18 protein-coding genes are annotated in these 19,598 nt (G+C 71.8%); 14 read left to right on the plus strand and 4 right to left on the minus strand.

What is annotated here, in order from left to right; genetic code table 11:
- Positions 1-65 precede the first annotated feature (65 nt).
- Positions 66-437 (plus strand): hypothetical protein, encoded by a 372-nt coding sequence (locus CLV43_RS20055; RefSeq protein ID WP_106188720.1) that lies wholly within the window; start codon positions 66-68, stop codon positions 435-437.
- A 95-nt stretch (positions 438-532) separates the two neighbouring features.
- On the plus strand, positions 533-970 hold the full coding sequence (locus tag CLV43_RS20060) for a roadblock/LC7 domain-containing protein (protein WP_245886705.1): 438 nt from the start codon (positions 533-535) through the stop codon (positions 968-970).
- Between the two features lie 191 nt (positions 971-1,161).
- Here the strand turns inward: CLV43_RS20060 and CLV43_RS20065 are convergent, their stop codons facing one another.
- The 3 genes from CLV43_RS20065 to CLV43_RS20075 form a co-directional block, all read right to left on the minus strand.
- Positions 1,162-1,482 (minus strand): hypothetical protein, encoded by a 321-nt coding sequence (locus tag CLV43_RS20065; protein ID WP_106188722.1) that lies wholly within the window; start codon positions 1,480-1,482, stop codon positions 1,162-1,164.
- A gap of 92 nt (positions 1,483-1,574) precedes the next feature.
- Positions 1,575-1,988: a hypothetical protein gene (locus CLV43_RS20070; protein ID WP_146174820.1), complete on the minus strand. Its 414-nt coding sequence runs from the start codon at positions 1,986-1,988 to the stop codon at positions 1,575-1,577.
- A gap of 162 nt (positions 1,989-2,150) precedes the next feature.
- Positions 2,151-3,212 carry an MBL fold metallo-hydrolase gene (locus CLV43_RS20075; protein WP_106188724.1) on the minus strand — a complete coding sequence of 354 codons (1,062 nt, stop codon included), beginning with the start codon at positions 3,210-3,212 and terminating at the stop codon, positions 2,151-2,153.
- A gap of 108 nt (positions 3,213-3,320) precedes the next feature.
- Here CLV43_RS20075 and CLV43_RS20080 point away from each other — a divergent pair, with 108 nt between their 5' ends.
- The 4 genes from CLV43_RS20080 (at position 3,321) to CLV43_RS20095 (ending at position 5,620) form a co-directional block, all read left to right on the plus strand.
- Positions 3,321-3,929 carry a helix-turn-helix domain-containing protein gene (locus CLV43_RS20080; protein WP_106188725.1) on the plus strand — a complete coding sequence of 203 codons (609 nt, stop codon included), beginning with the start codon at positions 3,321-3,323 and terminating at the stop codon, positions 3,927-3,929.
- A 154-nt stretch (positions 3,930-4,083) separates the two neighbouring features.
- Positions 4,084-4,551: a nuclear transport factor 2 family protein gene (locus tag CLV43_RS20085; RefSeq protein WP_146174821.1), complete on the plus strand. Its 468-nt coding sequence runs from the start codon at positions 4,084-4,086 to the stop codon at positions 4,549-4,551.
- Between the two features lies 1 nt (position 4,552).
- Positions 4,553-5,038 (plus strand): tautomerase family protein, encoded by a 486-nt coding sequence (locus tag CLV43_RS20090; protein WP_106188727.1) that lies wholly within the window; start codon positions 4,553-4,555, stop codon positions 5,036-5,038.
- 108 nt (positions 5,039-5,146) lie between these two features.
- On the plus strand, positions 5,147-5,620 hold the full coding sequence (locus CLV43_RS20095) for a winged helix-turn-helix transcriptional regulator (RefSeq protein ID WP_106188728.1): 474 nt from the start codon (positions 5,147-5,149) through the stop codon (positions 5,618-5,620).
- Between the two features lie 9 nt (positions 5,621-5,629).
- Here CLV43_RS20095 and CLV43_RS20100 read toward each other — a convergent pair whose 3' ends face one another.
- Entirely contained in the window at positions 5,630-8,311 is a 2,682-nt protein-coding gene (locus CLV43_RS20100; RefSeq protein WP_106188729.1) for a helix-turn-helix transcriptional regulator, read from the minus strand.
- Positions 8,312-8,475: 164 nt separating this feature from the next.
- On the opposite strand from CLV43_RS20100, the gene CLV43_RS20105 reads away from it, so the two are divergent.
- The 8 genes from CLV43_RS20105 to CLV43_RS20140 all read left to right on the plus strand — a co-directional run bounded on the left by CLV43_RS20105 (position 8,476) and on the right by CLV43_RS20140 (position 19,562).
- Entirely contained in the window at positions 8,476-9,270 is a 795-nt protein-coding gene (locus CLV43_RS20105) for an ABC transporter ATP-binding protein (RefSeq protein ID WP_106188730.1), read from the plus strand.
- A complete protein-coding gene (locus CLV43_RS20110; RefSeq protein ID WP_106188731.1) occupies positions 9,263-9,970 on the plus strand; it encodes an ABC transporter ATP-binding protein in 708 nt (235 codons plus the stop codon). The genes CLV43_RS20105 and CLV43_RS20110 overlap by 8 nt, the downstream gene beginning before the upstream one ends.
- Positions 9,971-9,984: 14 nt before the next feature.
- Positions 9,985-10,836: a branched-chain amino acid ABC transporter permease gene (locus CLV43_RS20115; protein WP_106188732.1), complete on the plus strand. Its 852-nt coding sequence runs from the start codon at positions 9,985-9,987 to the stop codon at positions 10,834-10,836.
- Positions 10,836-11,858, plus strand: coding sequence for a branched-chain amino acid ABC transporter permease (locus CLV43_RS20120; protein WP_106188846.1), 1,023 nt, complete (start codon positions 10,836-10,838; stop codon positions 11,856-11,858). The genes CLV43_RS20115 and CLV43_RS20120 overlap by 1 nt, the downstream gene beginning before the upstream one ends.
- Entirely contained in the window at positions 11,855-13,171 is a 1,317-nt protein-coding gene (locus tag CLV43_RS20125) for an ABC transporter substrate-binding protein (protein ID WP_106188733.1), read from the plus strand. The genes CLV43_RS20120 and CLV43_RS20125 overlap by 4 nt, the downstream gene beginning before the upstream one ends.
- A 168-nt stretch (positions 13,172-13,339) precedes the next feature.
- Positions 13,340-14,212, plus strand: coding sequence for a bis(hydroxyethyl) terephthalate hydrolase (gene bdeA, locus CLV43_RS20130; protein WP_211304428.1), 873 nt, complete (start codon positions 13,340-13,342; stop codon positions 14,210-14,212).
- A gap of 240 nt (positions 14,213-14,452) precedes the next feature.
- Positions 14,453-17,446: a non-ribosomal peptide synthetase gene (locus CLV43_RS20135; protein ID WP_106188734.1), complete on the plus strand. Its 2,994-nt coding sequence runs from the start codon at positions 14,453-14,455 to the stop codon at positions 17,444-17,446.
- Between the two features lie 91 nt (positions 17,447-17,537).
- Complete coding sequence (locus CLV43_RS20140) at positions 17,538-19,562, plus strand: cellulose binding domain-containing protein (RefSeq protein WP_106188735.1); 2,025 nt, start codon at positions 17,538-17,540, stop codon at positions 19,560-19,562.
- Positions 19,563-19,598: the final 36 nt, after the last annotated feature.

The raw sequence follows: 19,598 nt of genomic DNA on the forward strand, positions 1-19,598 counted from the left end.
CGACGGTGAAAATGGGTCACGCCCTACTCGTGGTGCATTCGATCGTTTGAGGAGTCGATTTCTAGATGAGCATTGAGCTGGCGTTGAAAGAATCCATGACCATAGCCGGGGCAGTGGGCGTCGCGCTGGTCGACTACGACAGCGGAATGTCGCTCGGCACGATGGGCGGTGGCGAGTGGCTCAACCTGGAAATCGCCGCGGCGGGCAACACCGAGGTCGTGCGCGCGAAACTCAGAGTCATGGCGTCCTTGGCGTTGAACGACAGCATCGAGGACATCCTGATCACCCTGAACCACCAGTACCACCTGATTCGCCTGCTCACCCCGGCCAAGGGCACCCCGACGCTGTTCCTCTACCTCGTCCTCGACCGGGAACGCGCCAACCTCGCTCTCGCCAGGCTCTACCTCAAGCGCATCGAAGCCAATCTGACGGTATGAGCAGCGCACACGCCCACGAGGCACGCAACCCTCCGGCGTTGCCGACGCGGAAACCGACGTCCACAAAGCCGAAATCGTTGCCACAGGGGCCCGTTGTGACTCAGCCGCCATTCGACCGGGAAGAGTTGGCGGAGACCCTCCGCGCAATTCGCCACCAGATCGACAGGGTCACCGGACTGCTGGTGGCCACCCGTGACGGGTTGGTCCTGTCCAGTGACACCGAGGGCGTCGCCGCCGAGAGCGTCGCCGCGATGGCCGCCGCCACGATCGGGTTGGCGGCCCAGTTCACCTCCCAGGCGAACGTCGGCCAACCGCGCACCGCGGTGTTCGAGGGGGACTCCGGTTACGTCTGCGTGTTCCCGGTCGAGTCCTCGCTCCTGCTCGTCGTCTTCGGCGAGAAGGGCATCACCCACGGGCTGTTCAACATCGCGGCGCGGCAGGCGCTGTCGCTGATCCAGCACGCCGTGCTGCGCCAGCGGGTCCAGAAGGTGCGGGCCAACCGCCGCTCGTACTACGACCAGCCCGAGGGATGACCAGCCTCGGCGCTTCGCGGGGGTCCGGGGCGACCGGCTCCCCCGGCGACAGCGGCGGGCATCCCGTCAAGGCGGATCCGCGGGCCTCGACCACGAGTGGTCGCCCCCGACCGCCGGAGCCCGAACCCGTGGTGGTGTGACGCGGCTTGCCCCGTCCCACCACCACGGGTAGGCCTTCCGAAGGCGGACGGTCAGTGGCCCTTGCGGGTGGAGCTGTTGCGCACCCACACCCACAGGGCGAGGGCGCCCAGGGCGACGACGACCACGATGTCGATGGTCCTGGCGGTGGAGTCCGCGGCGGGGCCGCTCTTCTGCACGACGGTGGACACGTCGGCCACCGGGGCCGAGGGTGTGTCGGTCTGCGCGAGCAGCAGGGCCGTGCCGGTGGTCAGCCGCAGGTTGTCCTCCGGGGCCCGGTCGGAGGCGTTCGCGCTGCCCGCGACGACGAGCAGCAGGAAGGCCAGGGCCAGGAACGTGGTGAGCAGCGTCGCGCGAACGACTCGGATGGCCACGGCGTTCGTCCTCCTCCTGTCACGCGCCCGCAGGCGCCAACGTGGAGGAGTACGTATGCCGGGCCGGTTCGGATCATCGTCGGGCAGGTGATTTACCCGGCGGCCATCTGCCTGGCGCGATAGGTCACGGCGGCGCTTGTCGCGGACGCGGCGATCACGGCCGAGCCCACGATGATGCCGCTGATGGCGATCGGGCCGTCGGCGACGCTGTACCGCTTGAGGGTCTCGACGATGGACCAGATGCCGAGCAGGGCGGCGACGACGCTCAGCCACGGCGTGTCCAGCGGTGCCATGGCGCGCACCACCGAGAGCAGCATCACTCCCCCGGCGATCGCCACGACGGGCCAGAAGCCGACCAGGTTGTCGGTGATGACGGCGCGGTCGAGCACGAGCGGCGCGATGATCGACCAGACTCCCGCGAGGAACGCGACGACGCTGGTGCGGCTCGCGACCGCGATCAGCCCCAGCACGACTTCCTCGTCGTGCCGCTGCTCGGTGTCCTCCACCACGTCCTCCGGTCTCGATCGGCTCCGCCCCAGCACTTCCACGCGCGCACGGGTGGTGGTCGAGGAGGAATCACGAGCATGGACGACGGCGTGCCGGTTGTCGAGAGCGGATCATTCCCGCGGCGGGAGGCAGACCGGGCGGTCCACCGGGATCCGCGGCCCTCAGGCGCCGCGGTCGGGTGAGCCGAACAGGATGATGGACCGGTACCCCTGCAGCACCGCGAACCGCGCCCCTCGTTCGTCGAGGCGGGCGATGAGGTGGTCCCAAGCCGCCGCCACGTCGTCGACGGCCTTCATGTTGGCGGTCAGGTCGCCGGTGACGGGGGTGAAGAAGTCGTTCCAGTGCAACGGGACGAACACCTTGGGATCCACTGTGGACACGACGTTGCGGTGGAACTCCTCGCGGAACGCCGCGTCCTTGCCGAACGAGCCCGCCGTGCCGCAGAACAGGACGTCGGCGCGGACGCCGTCGAGCCCGCCGGGCAGGAAGCCCGCCGACGCCTTGACGAGCAGCGAGTGGCCGCCGTGCTCGACCAGGAAGTCGAACGAGCCGCCCTCCAGGTACGCCTTGGCGCCCGCGGGCTGCGCGAGCGGTCCGGTGATGGGGGTGCCGTCGCCGCCGATGGTGCCGGGTGAGTGCTTCGACGCCAGGACGGTGACGGTGAAGTCGCCGATCCGCAGGGGTTTCCCGGTCTCGTAGCGGGCGAGCCGCTCCTCGGGCACCCCGCCGCCGCGGCCGATGTTCAGGGTCGACTCCGAGCCGTGCAGGACCGCACCGGTCTTGCGGGTGAGGTAGGCGGCGTCGAGCGAGTGGTCGTAGTGGGAGTGCGAGACGAACACCGCCCGCACCCGGTCGGCCCCGACGGCGGCCAGGGTCCGGTCGACCTTGCCCTCGTCGGTGCTCAGGTCGCCGAACAGGGCGGTGGTGAGCGGGACGTCGGTGATGAACGCGTCGAACAGCAGCTGCGTCACGCCGTCGTCCACCAGCAGCGTGGTGGTGCCGAGGAAGGTGGCCTGCACCTCCCCGGCGCGCAGCTCGCGGTCGTCGTCGACGAGGTGCGCCGCGTAGCGCGACACGTCCCCGGACGGGGCCAGGTAGGCGAAGTACCCGGCCGCCGCCGCTCCCACCCCCACGACGCCGACGGCGCCCGCGATGACCGCCCGCCTGCTGATGCCGCGCGGCGGTGGGGAGTCTGCTGGCGCCTTCTTGCGGGAAAACGGCATGTCGGGACCCGTTCCACTCGGAGTGACGGACGGAAAGTGGCAGAAACTGACAAAATGAGTGAAGCAAAAGTGGCGGAAACTGTCAATTTCGTGTCCTAGGATGTGCCCATGCCGCCGCCCCAGGGACGCCGCGCGTCCAACGAGGCCCGCAAGAGGCGCGCCGCGCGCCGCGCCGCCGTCGAGCTGTCCGAGGAGCACGGGTTCGGCGCCGTGCTCATGCCCGCGATCGCCGAACGGGCGGGCGTCTCCGAGCGCACGCTGTTCCGGATGTTCGGCACCAAGGCCGGGATCTTCTGGCACGACCCGTTCCTGGAGCGCGTGGCCACCCGGCTCGACGAGGACACCGCCCGCGAGGACCCGCTGCGCGCCGTGCTCGAGGCCGTCGAGGCGACGGCGCGGGCGATGGACCACGAGGACCGCGACCTCGAACGGCGGCGGCGGGCGCTGGTCGTCGCCGAGCCGGAGCTGCTGGGCGTCGGCGCGCGGTCGGTGATGGTCAGCGGCCGCGAGCTCACCGAGCGGATGACCCCTCCCGACGCCGACGACGCCGAGAGGCTGCGGCTGACGCTGTTCGCCGCGTTCGCCGCCGCGGCACTGGGCGCGGTGCCGGTGGACCCGGACGAGCCCGAGGAGCAGTGGGTGGCCGCACTCTCGGCCGCGGTGCGGGTGGCCGCGTTCGGGCCGCTCAGCGAACCGGGTGCGACCTCGGGCCGCTGAAAGACCTCGATCAATGTCCTGTTAGGACCCTCGCGCGACAACCCATGTGGGACAGGACCATCCCATCTAAGTTGACTATCGCAACTCAGGTCGATACCTTGGCCCCGCACGACCACCACCGGGGACGCACCCCGGTGCCGGTCGAGGGGGACTTGTGACAGCGACGGCGAAACACCCGTTCCGCGCGGCAGTGGAAGCCAAGGACATGGACGCGCTGGCCGCGTCGTTGGCACCCGACGTGCTCTTCTACCCACCGATCCGCGACGAACCGCTGCGCGGTCGCGAGGCCGCGGTCGCCGGGCTGCGGTTCGCGGCGACGACCTTCGCGTTCGGCGACGGGTTCCGCTACGTCGACGAGCTCGCCGGTGCCGGGTCGGTGGTGCTGGTGTTCGAGACCGAGATCGACGGGGCGTTCCTCGAAGGTGTCGACTACCTCGTCCTCGACGACGACGGCCTGGTGCGCGAGCTGCGGATCAGCATGCGGCCCGTGTCCGCCGCCCGGAAGTACCTCGCCTTCGCGGAGGAGGCCATCGCCGACGGCAGGACCCCGACGGCCTACAGCCGCCCCGGTGACCCGGCAGGACGACCCGGCGGCGCGGGCCACCGCGCGGAGGAGGACTGACATGCCGAGACTCGACGCCTACATCCCCGAGGGCGCGCTCACCGCGGAGGCCGAGGACGAGCTGCTCTCCACGCTCACCGACATCCTGCTGCGCAACGAGGGTGCCGATCCCCGCGACCCGACCGCGCGCTCGATCGCGTTCGTGTGGCTGCACCGGCCCGCGAAGGTGTTCCGGGCGGGCGCCGCGCACGAGGCCCCGATCTACCGCTTCGAGCCGCGCGTGCCCGAAGGCCAGTACGACGAGGAACGCCGTCGGGCGATGGTCGAGGAGATCACCGCGGCGGTCCTCGACGCGGAGCGCGGCGCCTACGACCGCGACGCGCTCCGGATCTGGGTGTTCCCCACCGAGGTGCCGGAGGGCAGCTGGGGTGCGGCGGGGCGCGTGTGGCGGCTGGCCGACATCGCCGGGCTGATCTTCGGTGACAGGGAGAAGGGCCGCGCCTTCGCCGAGAAGCGCCTTGGTGTGCGCCGGAGTTCGGTCGGGTAGCGGTCGCTGTCGACGAGGACGTGAGGAACGCCGGTGATCGCCGCGGCGCTGTTCGGAGGAGCCCCGACCTGGCTGGATACCGAAGGTGAACCCAGATAGGGTCGCGGCATGGAGTTCGACCGTTCGCAGTGGAGTGCCGAGAACTGCTCCGCCAAGCGCACGCTGGACGTCGTCGGCGAGAAGTGGACGTTCCTGGTGCTGCGCGAGGCCTACTTCGGGGCTCGTCGCTTCGAGCAGTTCCACGCCGGTGTCGGGTGTGCGCGCAACCTGCTGACCGACCGGCTCAACACGCTGGTGGACAACGGTTTGATGCAGCGCCTGCCCTACCGGGAGCCGGGGGCGCGCCAGCGCAACGAGTACCGGTTGACCGAGGCGGGTGTGGAGCTGTACCCCGCGCTGGTCGCGTTGATGCAGTGGGGTGACCGCTGGGTCGCCGACCCCGAGGGCCCTCCGGTCGAGATCACCCACCGCGAGTGCGGCGCGCCCGTGCGGGTGGAGCTGTGCTGCGCGGACGGCCACGTCGGCCTGACGGCCCGTGACACGGTGGCGGTGCCGGGGACGGGCGCCCGGCGGGCAGGCTGAGAGCCCCGCTCAGCCGAGCAGGCGGGTGAGCTCCACGCGGGAGCGGACCTCCAGCTTGGCGAAGATGTTGCGCAGGTGGTGCTCGACGGTGCGGTGGCTGATGAACAGCTGCGCGGCGATCTCCCGGTTGGTCGCGCCCTCGGCCACCAGGCGGGCGATCTGCGACTGCTGCGGGGTCAGGTCGGTGGCGGGCGCGGGGTGGGTGGTGACGATCGTGTCGCCGGAGGCCCGCAGCTCGGCGCGGACGCGGTTGACGAAGTGCTCGGAGTCGTACTGCTGGAAGATCTTCAACGCGTCGCGGAGGTGCTCGCGCGCGGCCTTGGGCTGACGGACGCGGCGCAGCCGGTGGCCGTAGAACAGCTCGGTCTTGGCCAGCTCCATGGCGGTGCCGCCCTCGCGGTGCAGCCGGATGGCCTCGCGGAAGTGGTCGTCGGCCTCGGGCGCGGCACCGGCGAGCAGCGCGCGCGAACGGTGCGACAGCGCCATCCGGGCCGGGGCACCGGTGCTGACCGCCCAGCCCTCGAACTGGCGCAGCACCTTGGCGGCGCTGGCCTGCTGGCCGCACGCCACCGCGGCCTCGACGAAGTGCGGCGCGGTCATCACCTTGATGCCGGGGTGCACGCGGCCCGTGCCGACCGCGAGCAGCCGCAACCGGTTGAGCGCGTCCACCGGCCGGTCGTCGACCAGGTCGACGCAGGCGAACGCCCACGAGCCGAACGTGCTGGGCCGGCCGAGCCCGCGCCGCGCCACGTCGGCCGCGGCCAAGTGCAGGCGGTGCACGGCGGTGGCCTTGTTGCCCTGCAACGCCGCCATCAGCGCGAGGATCGTGAGGTGGTCCACGACGGTGTTGGGCTGTCCCATCGCGGTGGCCTCGCGCACGCCCTCCAGGGAGCTGTCCAGCGCGATCGAGTGCTGGTCCAGCAGCAGTGCCGCCAACGACCGGTAGACCAGCGCCCACGGCACGAGCGAGGTCATGCCGGAGTCGCGGGCCGCCGCGACGGCCTGGGAGGCCAGCTCCAGCGACCGGTCGGCGTTGCCCAGGACGTAGGCCGCCTGGCTGCCCCAGATCTTCGACCGCGGGTCGTGCAGCCCGCCCGCCAGCCGCACGGCCCGGCGCAGCGCGGGCAGCGCGCGCTGGTGCTTGCCCGCGAACGTGGCGGCCAGGCCCTCCAGGTGGTCGAACATCAGCTGCCGCACGGGCGGGTCGTCGGGCTGGCGCAGGGCCAGGGCGTGCTCGGCGATCGCGGCGTGCTCGGCCTGGTCGCCCGCGATGCTGCTGGCCTCCGCGGCGAAGATCAGCGCGGTCACGGCGAGGGTGCGGTGGGAGTCGAGCAGGCCGTCCGAGGCCTTGCGCAGGCTGCGGACCGCCGTGCCGGGGACGGCGTCGCCCAGCTCGATACCGCCGCGCACGAGGTCGGCCAGGCCGTGCAGCTCGCGGGTGTGCGTGAGGGCGCGGGCCTGCCGCAGGGCTTCGCGCGAGCGGCGCGGCTTGCCGTTGGACCAGTGGTCGGTCGCGGCGGCGATCAGGTGCGCGGCCTTGGCGGCCGGTGCGCGGGTCAGGGCAGCGGCCCGTTGGAAGGCCTGCGAGGACGCCGTGTAGTCCCCTGCCCGCCGGGCGACCGCCGCGGCCTCGCCCAGCTCGGCGGCGCACTCGTCGGACGGCTCGCGGGACATGGCGGCGCGGTGCCAGATCCACCGCGACCGGTGCGCCTCCGGGTCGAGCACCCCGGCGAGCAGGGCGTGGGCCTCGCGGCGTTCGGCGATCGACGTCTCGGTGAGCAGGGTCGTCCGCGTCAACGCGGTGGGCAGCCGCACGTGCTCGCCTTGCAGCACAAGCAGTCCGGCCGCGCGCGCCTCCTCCAGCGCCTCCAGCTCCAGGCCGGCGCGCACGACGGTGTCGAGCTCCAGGTCCTCGTCTGCCACCGCGATCCGCACCAGCCTGCGCGCGTCCGGCGACAGCGCCGCCAATCGGGTGCGCAACCGGGAGCGCAGGGCGCTGTCGGGCGGCAGCATGCCCGGCGTGGTCGAGCGCGACAGCTCCACGATGGCCAGCGGGTTGCCGCCCGCCAGGTCGAGCACCTCCTCGGCGTGGTCCTCCGAGACGCCCAACGGGCTGTGCGCGGCCAGCACGCGCATCGCCGCCGGGTCGTCCAACGGCCTCAGCACCGAGGTCGGCACGCCCTCCAACGGGTCCTCGCCGCGCGCGGGCTCACGGCCGAACAGCACCGACACCGGGCGCTCGGACACCCTGCGGGCGACGAAGGCAAGCGCTTGCAGCGACTCGGCGTCCAGCAGTCCGGCGTCGTCGACCACGACCAGCAGCGGGCGTTCGCGGGAGACCTCGACCAGGAACCGGTGCAGCTCCGCGTGCAGCCCGAACGTGCGGCGCGGGGTGCCGGTGGCCAGACCGGTCACCGCGGCGAGCGAGGTGGGGACGCGGTCGGCGAGCGGTTGCAGCAGCCGGTGCAGGCCCGCGTGCGGCAGCGCCGTCTCAGCAGGCGCGCCGTGCGCGGTGAGCACGCGCAGACCGGCGGCCGAGGCGTGGGCCAACCGGAGCAGCGCGGTCTTGCCGGAACCGGGTCCACCCACCACGACCAGCGCGGAACCCCGACCGGCGCGAGCGCTTGCGAGCAGGTCCAGCACGGAGGCGCGCTCCTGGTCCCGTCCGTGCAGCACGACCTCGGGAGCCATGTCCACAGTGTTGCGCGGAGGTTGCGAACTGGGGAAGGGGTAGGGCCGGAATTTACCTATCAACGTTAGTTTTTCAGTCCCACGACTGGTGATTCCACCGATGCCGAGGACCCATGATCCGCCCAGACTGCTGCGGACCACCGCCGTTCGTGGAAAGAAGACCAATGACGATCACTTCCCACGAGAAACTGCTGGAGGTCGACGGTGTGACCGTCCGGTTCGGCGGACTGGTCGCGCTGCACGACGTCGGGCTCAGCATCCGCCCCGGAACGGTCGTGGGTGTCATCGGCCCCAACGGCGCGGGCAAGACCACCCTGTTCAACGTCGTGTGCGGGTTCCTCCGCCCCGACGAGGGCGAGCTGCGGTGGAAGGGACGGCCGCTGCGCAAGCACCGACCCGACCAGCTCGCCGGGCTCGGCATCGCCCGCACCCTCCAAGGGCTGGGGCTGTTCGGCGGCCTCACCGTGCTGGAGAACGTGATGACCGGCGCGGGCAGGCTCGCCCGCACCGGCGCCCTGGCCTCGCTGCTGGGCACCGGCCGGGCCGCCCGCGACGAGCGCGAGCTGCGGGCCCGGTCCGAGGACGTGCTCGCCGAGCTCGACATCGCCCACGTGGCGGACCTGCTGCCCGGCGCCCTGCCCTACGGCGTGCGCAAGCGCGTCGCGCTCGCCCGCGCGCTGGTCGCCGAACCGGAGCTGCTGCTGCTCGACGAGCCCGCCAGCGGCCTGTCGACCGCGGAGATGGACGAGCTGGCCACCCGGATCACCTCGTTGAGCGAGAAGACCGCGGTCGTCCTGGTGGAGCACCACATGGACCTGGTCATGCGGGTGTGCGACGAGGTCGTCGTCCTCGACTTCGGCGAGGTCATCGCGACCGGCCCGCCCGACGTGGTGCGCGTCGACCCCGCCGTCGCCGACGCCTACCTCGGCACCGCACCCGAGGAGCAGCCCAGTGCTTGAGATCAACGGGGTGACCGCGGCCTACGGGCTGGTGCGCGCGCTGTCGGAGGTGACGCTGACCGTCGAGGAGGGCAGCATCACCGCCATCCTCGGCGCCAACGGCGCGGGCAAGACGACGCTGCTGCGCACGATCAGCGGGCTGGTCCGCGCGAGCGCGGGGACGATCACCGCCTTCGGCGAGGACATCACCGCGCTGCCCACCGACCGGATCGCCCGCCTCGGCGTCGCGCACGTCCCGGAGGGCGGTGGGGTGATCCCCGAGCTGACCGTGGAGGAGAACCTGCGCCTGGGCGCGCTGTGGCGCACCGACCGGGCCGACCGCGCCGCGGCGATGGGCGAGGTGCTGGAGCTGTTCCCGCCGCTCGCGCCGCGCCGGACGAAGGCCGCGGGCACGTTGTCCGGCGGCGAGCGGCAGATGCTCGCCATCGGCCGCGGGCTCATGGGCAGACCCAGGCTGCTGCTGCTCGACGAGCCGTCGCTGGGTCTGGCCCCCATGGTCTCCGCGAAGATCATGGGGGTCCTGCGGTCGTTGCGCGCGGACACCGGGCTGACCGTGCTGCTGGTCGAGCAGAACGCCCGCAGCGCGCTGTCCATCTCCGACCGCGGCTTCGTCCTCGCGCTGGGGCGGGTGGTGGCCGCCGACTCCGCGGACGCGCTCCTCGCCGACGACCAGCTCCGCCACGCCTACCTCGGCTTCTGAACGGAAAGGCCCGGATGACCACGTTCGTGAACCTGACCCTCGGCGGCCTGTCCAGCGGGGCGGTCTACGCCGCGCTGGGGCTGTCACTGGTGATCATCTACCGCGCCACCCGCGTGGTGAACTTCGCCCAGCCCGCGCTCGCCCTCATCTCCAGCTACCTCGCCTACTCCGTCACGAAGGGCACCGGCAGCTACTGGCTCGGCTTCGTCGCGGCGATCGTCGCGGGCACGCTGCTCGGCGTCGTCGTCGAACGGCTGATCATCCGACCGCTGCGGCACGCCGGGGAGCTGAGCGCGATCATCGCCACGCTCGGCCTGTTGCTGCTGCTGCAAGCCGTCGCCGGGATGATCTGGTCCAACGAGCCGCACGCGTTCGCCTACGCGTTCGACTTCCGCGGCCGGTTCTCCCCCAGCGACCTGTTCGCGGTGCTCGCCGTGGTCGTCGCGGCGACCGGGGTGCTGCTGCTGTTCAAGTTCACCCCGCTCGGGCTGCGGTTGCGCGCGACCGCGTTCAACCCCGAGGTCGCGAAGCTGGTGGGGGTGCGGGTCGGCGCGATGCTGACCGTCGGGTGGGGGCTCGCGGCCGGGGTCGGCTCGCTGGCCGGGCTGCTGGCCACTCCCCCGTTCATCTTCCCCACCGTGCTGGACGAGGTGTTCGTGTACGCGCTGACCGCCGCGGTGCTGGGCGGGCTGGACAACCCGCTGGGCACGATCGTCGGCGGTCTGGTGCTGGGCATCGGGCTGTCCTACGTCTCCGGGCTGCTCGGCGCGGAGCTGGTCCCGTTGGCGGCGTTGGCGATCCTGGTCGCCGTGCTCGCGGTGCGGCCCAGCGGCCTGTTCGGCCGGGCGACGGCGAGGCGGGTGTGATGACGACCAAGCTGCCCCCGCTCGTCCTGCACCTGCTGGCGGCGCTGGGCTGCCTCGTGCTGCTGGTGCTGCTGACCCTGGTGACCGACCCGTTCACGAACCTGCGGATCGCGACCGTGGGCTACTACCTGATCGCGGTGGCCGGGCTGGCGCTGCTGACCGGGTTCAACGGCCAGGTCTCGTTGGGGCACGGCGCTTTCATGTTCATCGGCGCCTACACCGTGGCGCTGCTGGTGAAACGGGTGCCCGCGTTCCCGATCTGGGCGGACCTGCTGCTCGCGGTGCTCGCGGGCGGGCTGGCCGGACTGCTCGCGGGCGCGGCCGCGGCCCGACTGCACGGGCCCTACCTCGCCGGAGCGACACTGGCACTCGCGGTGGGGCTTCCCGCTGTGACGCAACGGTTCCCGGACCTGTTCGCGGGCAGCAACGGGCTCAGCTTCACGGTCAACAGCCAGCCCGCCGGACTGGTCGGAGTGGTGCCCCCGACGCGGTGGCAGTCGTGGATCGTGTGGCTGTCGGTGCTGCTGGCGCTGGTCGTGCTGGCCAACCTGGCCCGCGGCCGGTTGGGGCGAACGCTGCGGGCGGTGCGCGACGACGAGGTCGCGGCGTCGCTGGCGGGTGTCCACGTGGGACGGACGAAGATCCTGGCGTTCCTGGTCAGCTCCGCCTGCGGCGGCCTGGCCGGTGGCCTGCAGGCGTTCCTGCTCGGCACCGCCGCGCCCGGCTCGTTCACCCCGGCGCTGTCGCTGAGCCTGCTGGCGGCACTGGTGCTCGGCGGGCTGGGCAGCCTGTGGGGCGCGCTGTGGGGCGCCATCGCCCTCGTGTACTTCCAGGTGTGGACCGACGACTTCGCCGAGCTGCTGAGCCTGCGCAGCGACATCGCGGACAACCTCCCCCTCGCCCTGTACGGCGTGGTGCTGATCGTGACCGTCCTCGCCTTCCCGGCGGGGATCCAAGGCGGCGTGCGCAAGTTGTGGGTCCGGGTGCGACGCCCGGCCCCGTCTCAACGAGGAGAATCATGAGAAGCAGACGATCCGTCACGGCGATCGCCCTGGCCTGCGCACTGGTGCTCGCCGCGTGCGGAGGCGCGGGCGAGACGCCCGCCGCGGGCGGTGGCGACAAGGGCGAGCCCGCGCCCGGCGTGACCGACACCTCGGTCCTCATCGGCAGCCACCAGCCGCTGACCGGTCCGGCCGCGCCGGGCTACAGCAAGATCTCGGTCGGGGCCAAGGCCGTCTACAGCTACCTCAACGACAACGGCGGCATCAACGGCCGCAAGATCGACTACAAGGTCGAGGACGACGGGTACAACCCGACCAAGACGGTCGAGGTCGTGAAGAAGCTCGTGCTGCAGGACAAGGTGTTCGCGATCGTGGGCGGGCTGGGCACGCCGACGCACTCGAAGGTCGTGGAGTACCTCAACTCCGAGGGCGTGCCGGACCTGCTGGTGTCCTCGGGCGCGCTGATGTGGGACAACGCCGCCAAGAACCCGAAGACGTTCGGCTACCAGCTGGACTACACCCGCGAGGGCAAGATCCAGGGCCAGTACATCAAGGAGAAGTTCGCGGGAAAGAAGGTCGGCCTGCTGGTGCAGGGCGACGACGTCGGCACCGACACTCAGAAGGGGCTCGACCAGTTCATCAAGGACCAGATCGTGTCCCGGCAGACCTACGACCCGGCCAACACCGACGTCACCCCGCAGCTGTCGGCGTTGCAGGCGGCCGGGGCCGAGGTCGTGGTGTGCGAGTGCATCCCGGCGTTCACGGCGCTGACGATCCTCACCTCGTTGAAGATCGGCTACAAGGCGCAGCTCGTGGTGAGCAGCATCGGCGCCGACCCGGCGACGCTGGCCGGGCTGGTCGAGCAGTTCGCGAAGCAGGGCGGTGCGCAGGTCTCCGGCGCGGCGCTGCTGACCGGCATCATCGGGACGCGCTACCTGCCCAGCGCCCGGTCCCTGGACGACCCGTGGACCGCGTTCTTCAAGCAGATCCACGACAAGTACATCCCGGACGAGGCGTTCACCGACACGCTGGTGTACGGGATGGTGCAGGCCTACACGTTCGGCCAGGCGCTCAAGGCCGCGGGCAAGGACCTGACGCGGCAGAAGCTGGTCGACGCCATGTCCTCCGGTGAGCTCAAGGGTCCCGGCCTGACGCCGTTCGCGTTCAGCAAGGACAGCCACGCGGGCTACACCGGCGCCCTGGTGTTCCAGATCGCGGCCGACGGCAACGTGACCACGTTGCAGGAGGCGAAGACCACCGACCGCGAGACCGGTCCGGTCAGCGACTACAAGGCGGCGCAGCTCAAGCCCGAGGACGTCAAGCTCGTCGGCTAGTGCGCGGGGGCGTGCTTGCCCGGATCCCGTCCGGGGGAGCACGCCCTAGTGGTTCCACCGATGCGGGGTCGTCGGGGCGGGGATCAGGATGGTGCTCATCGGTGACCGGATGAACACGACGTGTTACCGGGACGGTTCCCATCCAGACGATTCGGGGTGTACAACGACGTGCAGCTTCGCAGCGTTTTCACGACGGTGACCCTGGTGGCGGCCCTTGTGGGCGGCGCCATCGGGGCATCCCCCGCCATTGCCGCGGAAAACCCCTACGAACGCGGCCCCGCTCCGACGAACTCCAGCATCGAGGCGAGCCGCGGCTCGTTCGCAGTGTCGGAGACGTCCGTGTCCTCCTTGTCCGTCACCGGTTTCGGTGGCGGGACGATCTACTACCCGACCAGCACCAGCGCGGGGACGTTCGGCGCGATCGCGGTCTCGCCGGGCTACACCGGCACCCAGTCCTCGATCTCGTGGCTGGGTCCGCGCATCGCCTCGCAGGGCTTCGTGGTGTTCACCATCGACACGATCACCACGCTGGACCAGCCCGACAGCCGGGCCTCGCAGTTGTTGGCGGCGCTGGACTACCTGACCCAGCGCAGCGCGGTCCGCGCCCGGATCGACGCCACCCGGCTGGGCGTCATGGGCCACTCGATGGGCGGTGGCGGCACGTTGCGCGCCGCCGCCAACCGACCGGCCCTGCAGGCGGCGATCCCGTTGACCGGGTGGCACACCGACAAGACGTGGGGTGACGTCCGGGTCCCGACGCTGGTGGTCGGCGCGGATGGCGACACCATCGCCCCGGTGGCGACGCACTCCAAGCCGTTCTACAACTCGCTGCCGTCCTCTTTGGACAGGGCGTACCTGGAGCTGCGCGGTGCCACGCACTTCACGCCGAACAGCTCGAACACCACGATCGCGAAGTACAGCATCTCCTGGCTCAAGCGGTTCATCGACAACGACACCCGCTACGAGCAGTTCCTCTGCCCCACCCCGTCCTCGAGTCTGCTGATCGCGGAGTTCCGGGGCAACTGCCCGCACTCCTCCTGATCGGCACGCCGCGACCGGAGGCCCGCCGCACGCGCCCGCGGCGGGCCTCCGGTCGTGGCACGTCCGCGGCAGACCGCCCGGTGCGACCGCGGCACACCTGTGCCACCGGCCCATCCCCCTACTCGCACCGCCTTCCCGCCACGCGATCATGGACCCGCCGGTCGACCTCGACCAGCGGGTGTGTCGAGCACGGTGGGAGTCGTTGTGGGTGCTGGTGCGGACAGGGCTTTCTCGAGGCCGATGAACTTCTCGGAGAAGTTCGTCCTGGCCAACGCCCAGGAGGGCGAGACGTGCCTGGAGCTGGTGGTCGAGGGCACGGGGGTTCTCGACCCGGCCGCGGTCGCCGAGGCCGTCGCCACCGCCGGGCGCGCCACCCGCCTCGCCCGCCTGGTGCGCGGGAAGGGGCGGCGGTGGGTGGACGGCGGCCGCGTCCCCGTGGTCAGGGTGCTCGACGGCGACCTGTTCGACCGGGAGACCCTGAGCGGCCTGCCCGAGCTGCACCGCCCGCTGGGCTCCGGCCGGGACCGGCCCACCAGCGAGGTCGTCGTGCTCACCGGTGCGCGGCCCGCGCTGGTGTTCCGCGTCGAGCACCTGGTCACCGACGGCACCGGCGTCCGGCTGTGGGCGGAGCAGGTCTTCCGGGCGCTGCGCGGCGAGGAACCGCAGTACCTGGACGACACCGCCAACGAGATCGACCTGCGCCGCGAGCACTCCGCGTTCACCGCGAGACCGAAGCCGGACGGGCCCGAGGTGTCCACGCTGCCCCCGCTGCGCGCGCCCGCCAGGTTCGGCACGCACCCGCAGTTCCAGCTGCGCCGCGCGGTCAACGGCCACCACCCCGCGGTCTCGGCCAAGCTCGCCGTGGCGCTGGTCGGGTTGTGCGGTCTCGACCACGCGCTCGTCAGCGTCACGGTCGACCTGCGCAGGCACCTGCCCGACGTGCGCACCACCGACTGCATGTCCTTCGCGGTCATGCTGGAGGTCCGGCGCGGCGAGACCTGGCAGCAGGCGCACGAGAAGCTGCTGCGGATGCTGGCCGAGAACCAGGACGTGACCAGCCTGCCGCCGGTGCCGGTGCTGCGCGCGGTGCTGGCCATGCCGCCGCGGCTGCTGCGCGCGCTGTCGTCGGTCGCGGACGGCCGCATCGCCAAGGGCAAGGGCGGTGGCGTGCCGGTGCCGTTCGTGCTCAGCCACCTGGGCAGGCTCGACCCCGCCGCGTTCAGCTTCGAGGGGTTCGCCGTGGACACCGTGTACTCGATGCCCATGCGCGCGCGGATCGCGCCGCCCGGCATCACGGTCGTCGAGACCAACGGGCGCACCGAGATCGTCGTGTCCGGCGACGACGTGCCCGAGCTGCGCGCACGGGCCCGTGAGCTGCTCGACGGCCTGGAAGCCGCCCTGACCCCGGCCGGGAGCGTCCTGCGCGGCAAGGACGTCCCGCTCCCGCAAGGCACGCTGGTGTCCGCGTTCCGCGAGCGCGTCGCGGAGTCCCCGGACGCGGTGGCGCTGGTCGGGACCGGGGAGCCGGTCACCTACGCCGAGCTGGACGCCAGGTCCACCGCGGTGGCGAACGCGCTCGTCGCGCGCGGTGTGCGCGGGGGTGACGTCGTCGGTCTGCTCAGCGGCCGGTCGGTGGGCGCGGTGGCCGGCATCTGGGGCGTGCTCAAGGCGGGTGCCGCCTACCTGCCGCTGGACACCAGGAGCCCCGACGCGTGGGTGCGCGACCTGCTCGCCGACGCGGGCGCGTCGGTGTGCCTGGTCGACCGGGGCCAGGTGGGGCGGGAGTGCCTGCCCGACGGCTGCGCCGCGGTCGTGGTCGACAACCTGCCCGCCACGCCCGGTGCCACCGCGCCCGAGGTGACCGCGGAACCGGAGGACCTCGCCTACGTCATCTACACCTCGGGCTCGACCGGGCGCCCCAAGGGCGTCGAGATCGGGCACGCCGCCGCACTGGCCTACTGCCGCTACGCCGTGGACGCCTACGGCATCGACGCGACCAGCTGCTTCCCGCTGTTCACCTCGCCCGCCTTCGACCTGCCGATCACCGCGCTGCTGCCACCGCTGCTGGCGGGCGGCCGGGTGGCGCTGATCGAGGACGAGCCCAACCACCGCTCCCTGGCCGCGATGCTGTCCGACCACGGCGTCAACTCCGTCAAGCTCACCCCGTCGCACCTGGACCTGATCGCCCGGCTGGGACTCACCTGCCCGGACGTGCGGGTGGCGGTCGTGGGCGGCGAGGGGCTGCCCGTCCGGGTCGCCGAGGCGGCCCGCGCCGCGTTCGGCCCGCGGTGCCGGGTCGTCAACGAGTACGGGCCCACGGAGTTCACCGTGGGCTGCGTCGTGCACACCTACGACCCGGAGACCGACACGGACCCGGACGTGCCGATCGGGCTGCCGGTGGACAACACGACCGTGCACCTGCTCGACGACCTGCGCGCCCCGGTCCCGGCCGGGGAAGTCGGCGAGATCTACCTGTCGGGGCCGCAGCTGGCGCGCGGCTACCGGGGTCGCCCCGACCTCGACCGCGACGCGTTCGTCACCCTCGCGGACGGGGCCAGGGCCTACCGCACCGGTGACCTGGCCCGCGTGCTGCCCAGCGGGGAACTGGACTACCTGGGTCGGCGCGACGACCAGGTCAAGGTCCTCGGTCATCGGGTGGAACCCTCGGAGATCGTGCGCGCGCTGGAGGAGCACCCGGCCGTGCGGCGGGCGCTGGTGGTCGCCAAGGCGCGTCCGGGGAGCAGCACCAAGCTCGCCTGCGCCTACGTCGTGGCGCACGAGCCGGTCACCCGCAAGGACCTGACCGCGCACGTCGCCGCGCTGCTGCCCGCGCACCTCGTGCCCTCCGCGGTGGTGTTCGTCGACGACCTCCCGCGCACGGCGAACGGCAAGGTGGACCCGCGCGCGCTGCCCGACCCGTTCGCCACGACGGCCCACGTCCCGGCGGCCGAGGATGCGGGCCGCGACGAGGTGGCCGACGCCGTCGCCGGGATCTGGGCGACCGTGCTGGGCGTCCACCCGCGCGAGATCGCCGAGGACAGCGACTTCGGGCTGCTCGGCGGCACGTCCATCACGTTCCTGAGCATGATCGGCGAGGTGTGCTCGACACTGCTGGACGCCGAGCAGGAGCGCCGGTTCATGGCGGGGTTCGACCGGGTCGTCGGCAGGCCCACCCCGGGCAACGTCGCCGAGGCGGCCCGCGACGCCATGGGGGTGGCGGTCGGCGGCCGGTGAACGACGGCGCGCCTCGACCCCTTGCGCCGCAGATAGGTCTAGACCACACTGCGCTCACAGCTGGCCGCCGCCACGACCGGAACGAGGGACGATGCGCAGACTCTCCTTGTTGGCACTGGGGACGGCCGTCGCCGTCACGGCGGGCCTGCTGGTGGCGACCGGGTCGGCGGCCGCGGCGGGCCCCTCGGCGACCTACCGCAAGGTCTCCGACTGGGGCACCGGGTTCTCCGGCGAGTACGCGGTCGCGAACGCGGGCACCACCACGCTGACCGGGTGGAAGGTCGAGTTCGACCTGCCCGCGGGCTCGGCGGTCGGGAGCTTCTGGGACGCGGCCATGACGCGGACCGGCGACCACTTCACGTTCGTGGACAAGGGGTGGAACGGAACGCTGGCCCCCGGCCAGACCGCGACGTTCGGCTTCAACGGCAGTCCCGGCGGAACCGCGGCCGTCCCGTCGAACTGCAAGCTCAACGGGAAGGCCTGCGACGGCAGCACACCGGACGACACGACCGCGCCGTCCGCGCCGCAGACCTTCCGGTCCACCGCGAAGACGGCGAACACCGTGTCGTTGGCGTGGAACGCCTCCACCGACAACGTCGGCGTGACCGGCTACGAGGTCTACCGCGACGGCATCCCCGCCACGACCACCACCACGACGACCGCGACCGTCGAAGGGCTCTCCCCCGAGACCACCTACTCGTTCGCGGTCAAGGCCAAGGACGCCGCGGGCAACCTGTCGGCGGCGAGCGCCGCGGTGTCGGTGAAGACCGACGCGGGCAGCCAGCCGCCCGCGGGCTGGCACCCGCCGTACCTGTCCGTGGGCACGGTCTACGAGCCGTTCGACGGGACCGACCGGTTCTTCAACAAGGTCAAGCCGCGTTTCCCGGCGGGCAAGAACGTCGACTACGGGTACCTGTACCTCAACGGCGGCGCGCAGATCTCCGAATGGCACTCGCGCACCGAACGGCTGGCGGGCAAGAGCAAGGCCAACGGGCTCACCCCGGTGTTCGTCGTGTACGCCATGGGCGGCAACAGCGACCAGCCCAGCGTGATGTGGTCGAACCTGCAGAGCAGCTCCTACGTCAACCAGGTCTTCGGCGGGCTCAAGGACATCGCGCAGACCGCCACCAACATCATGGGCTCCGGCAAGGTCGGCTACGTCGTCGAGCCCGACACGCTCGGCTACCTGCTCCAGCAGTACGCCGGGAGCTACGGCGGCGACCCCGACCGGATGCCCGCCGCCACCAGCGGCGCCTACGACTCCGGAGCGCTCGTGCGGGGTGTGGACCCCGACTTCCCGAACACGCTGACCGGGTTCGTGAAGGCGGTGAACTACTCGCTCAAGAAGCACACCCCCAACGGGTTCCTCGGCTGGCAGCTCAACCTGTGGGCCGCCTCCGGCGCGCCGGGCAACGGGATCGTGCACTCCACCGAGGCGTTCGGGTTCGAGGCGGGCAAGCAGCGCATCGTCGACAACGCCCGTGCCAACGCCGCGTTCGCGCTGAAGGCCGGTGTCGGGTACGCCGCCGACTTCACCTCCATCGACAAGTACGGGCTGGACGCCATGTGCGCGGAACCGGGGCAGGCGGGCGACCCGGCGCGGGCGGTCTGGTTCTGGAACAACGACCTGTGGAACAACTACCTGCTGTTCGCCAAGACGTTGAAGCAGACGCTGTCGCTGCCCGTGGTGCTCTGGCAGGTGCCGGTCGGGCACATCAACGGCACCACCCGCCCCAGCCCCACCGAGTACAACGGCTCCGGCGCGTTCCCGGTGCTGCCCAACCAGTCGCAGCAGTGCGAGGACTCGGCGTCGACGTTCTTCTTCGGCGACACGTTCACCGCCACCGGCAACCGGCTGGAGTACTTCAGCCGCAACGAGTGGCGCGACCCGAAGCTGACCGTGAACGGCACCGCGGTGACGTGGGGCTCGCACTTCCAGGAGGCGGCCGACGCCGGTGTCGTGTCCATCCTGATGGGCGCGGGCGTCGGCACCGCCACCCGCGGCGTCCCCCAGCCGGGCAACACCTCCGCGGTGCCGGTGGACGCGCCGACCGACGGGTACTACTGGATCACCCGCGTGCAGGAGTACTACGCGCGGCCGGTCCCGGTCGGCTGACCCGGAACGGGTCGCGGTCGGCGCCCGTCCACGCTC

The sequence above is a fragment of the Umezawaea tangerina genome, assembly GCF_003002815.1.
GTDB lineage: Bacteria > Actinomycetota > Actinomycetes > Mycobacteriales > Pseudonocardiaceae > Umezawaea > Umezawaea tangerina.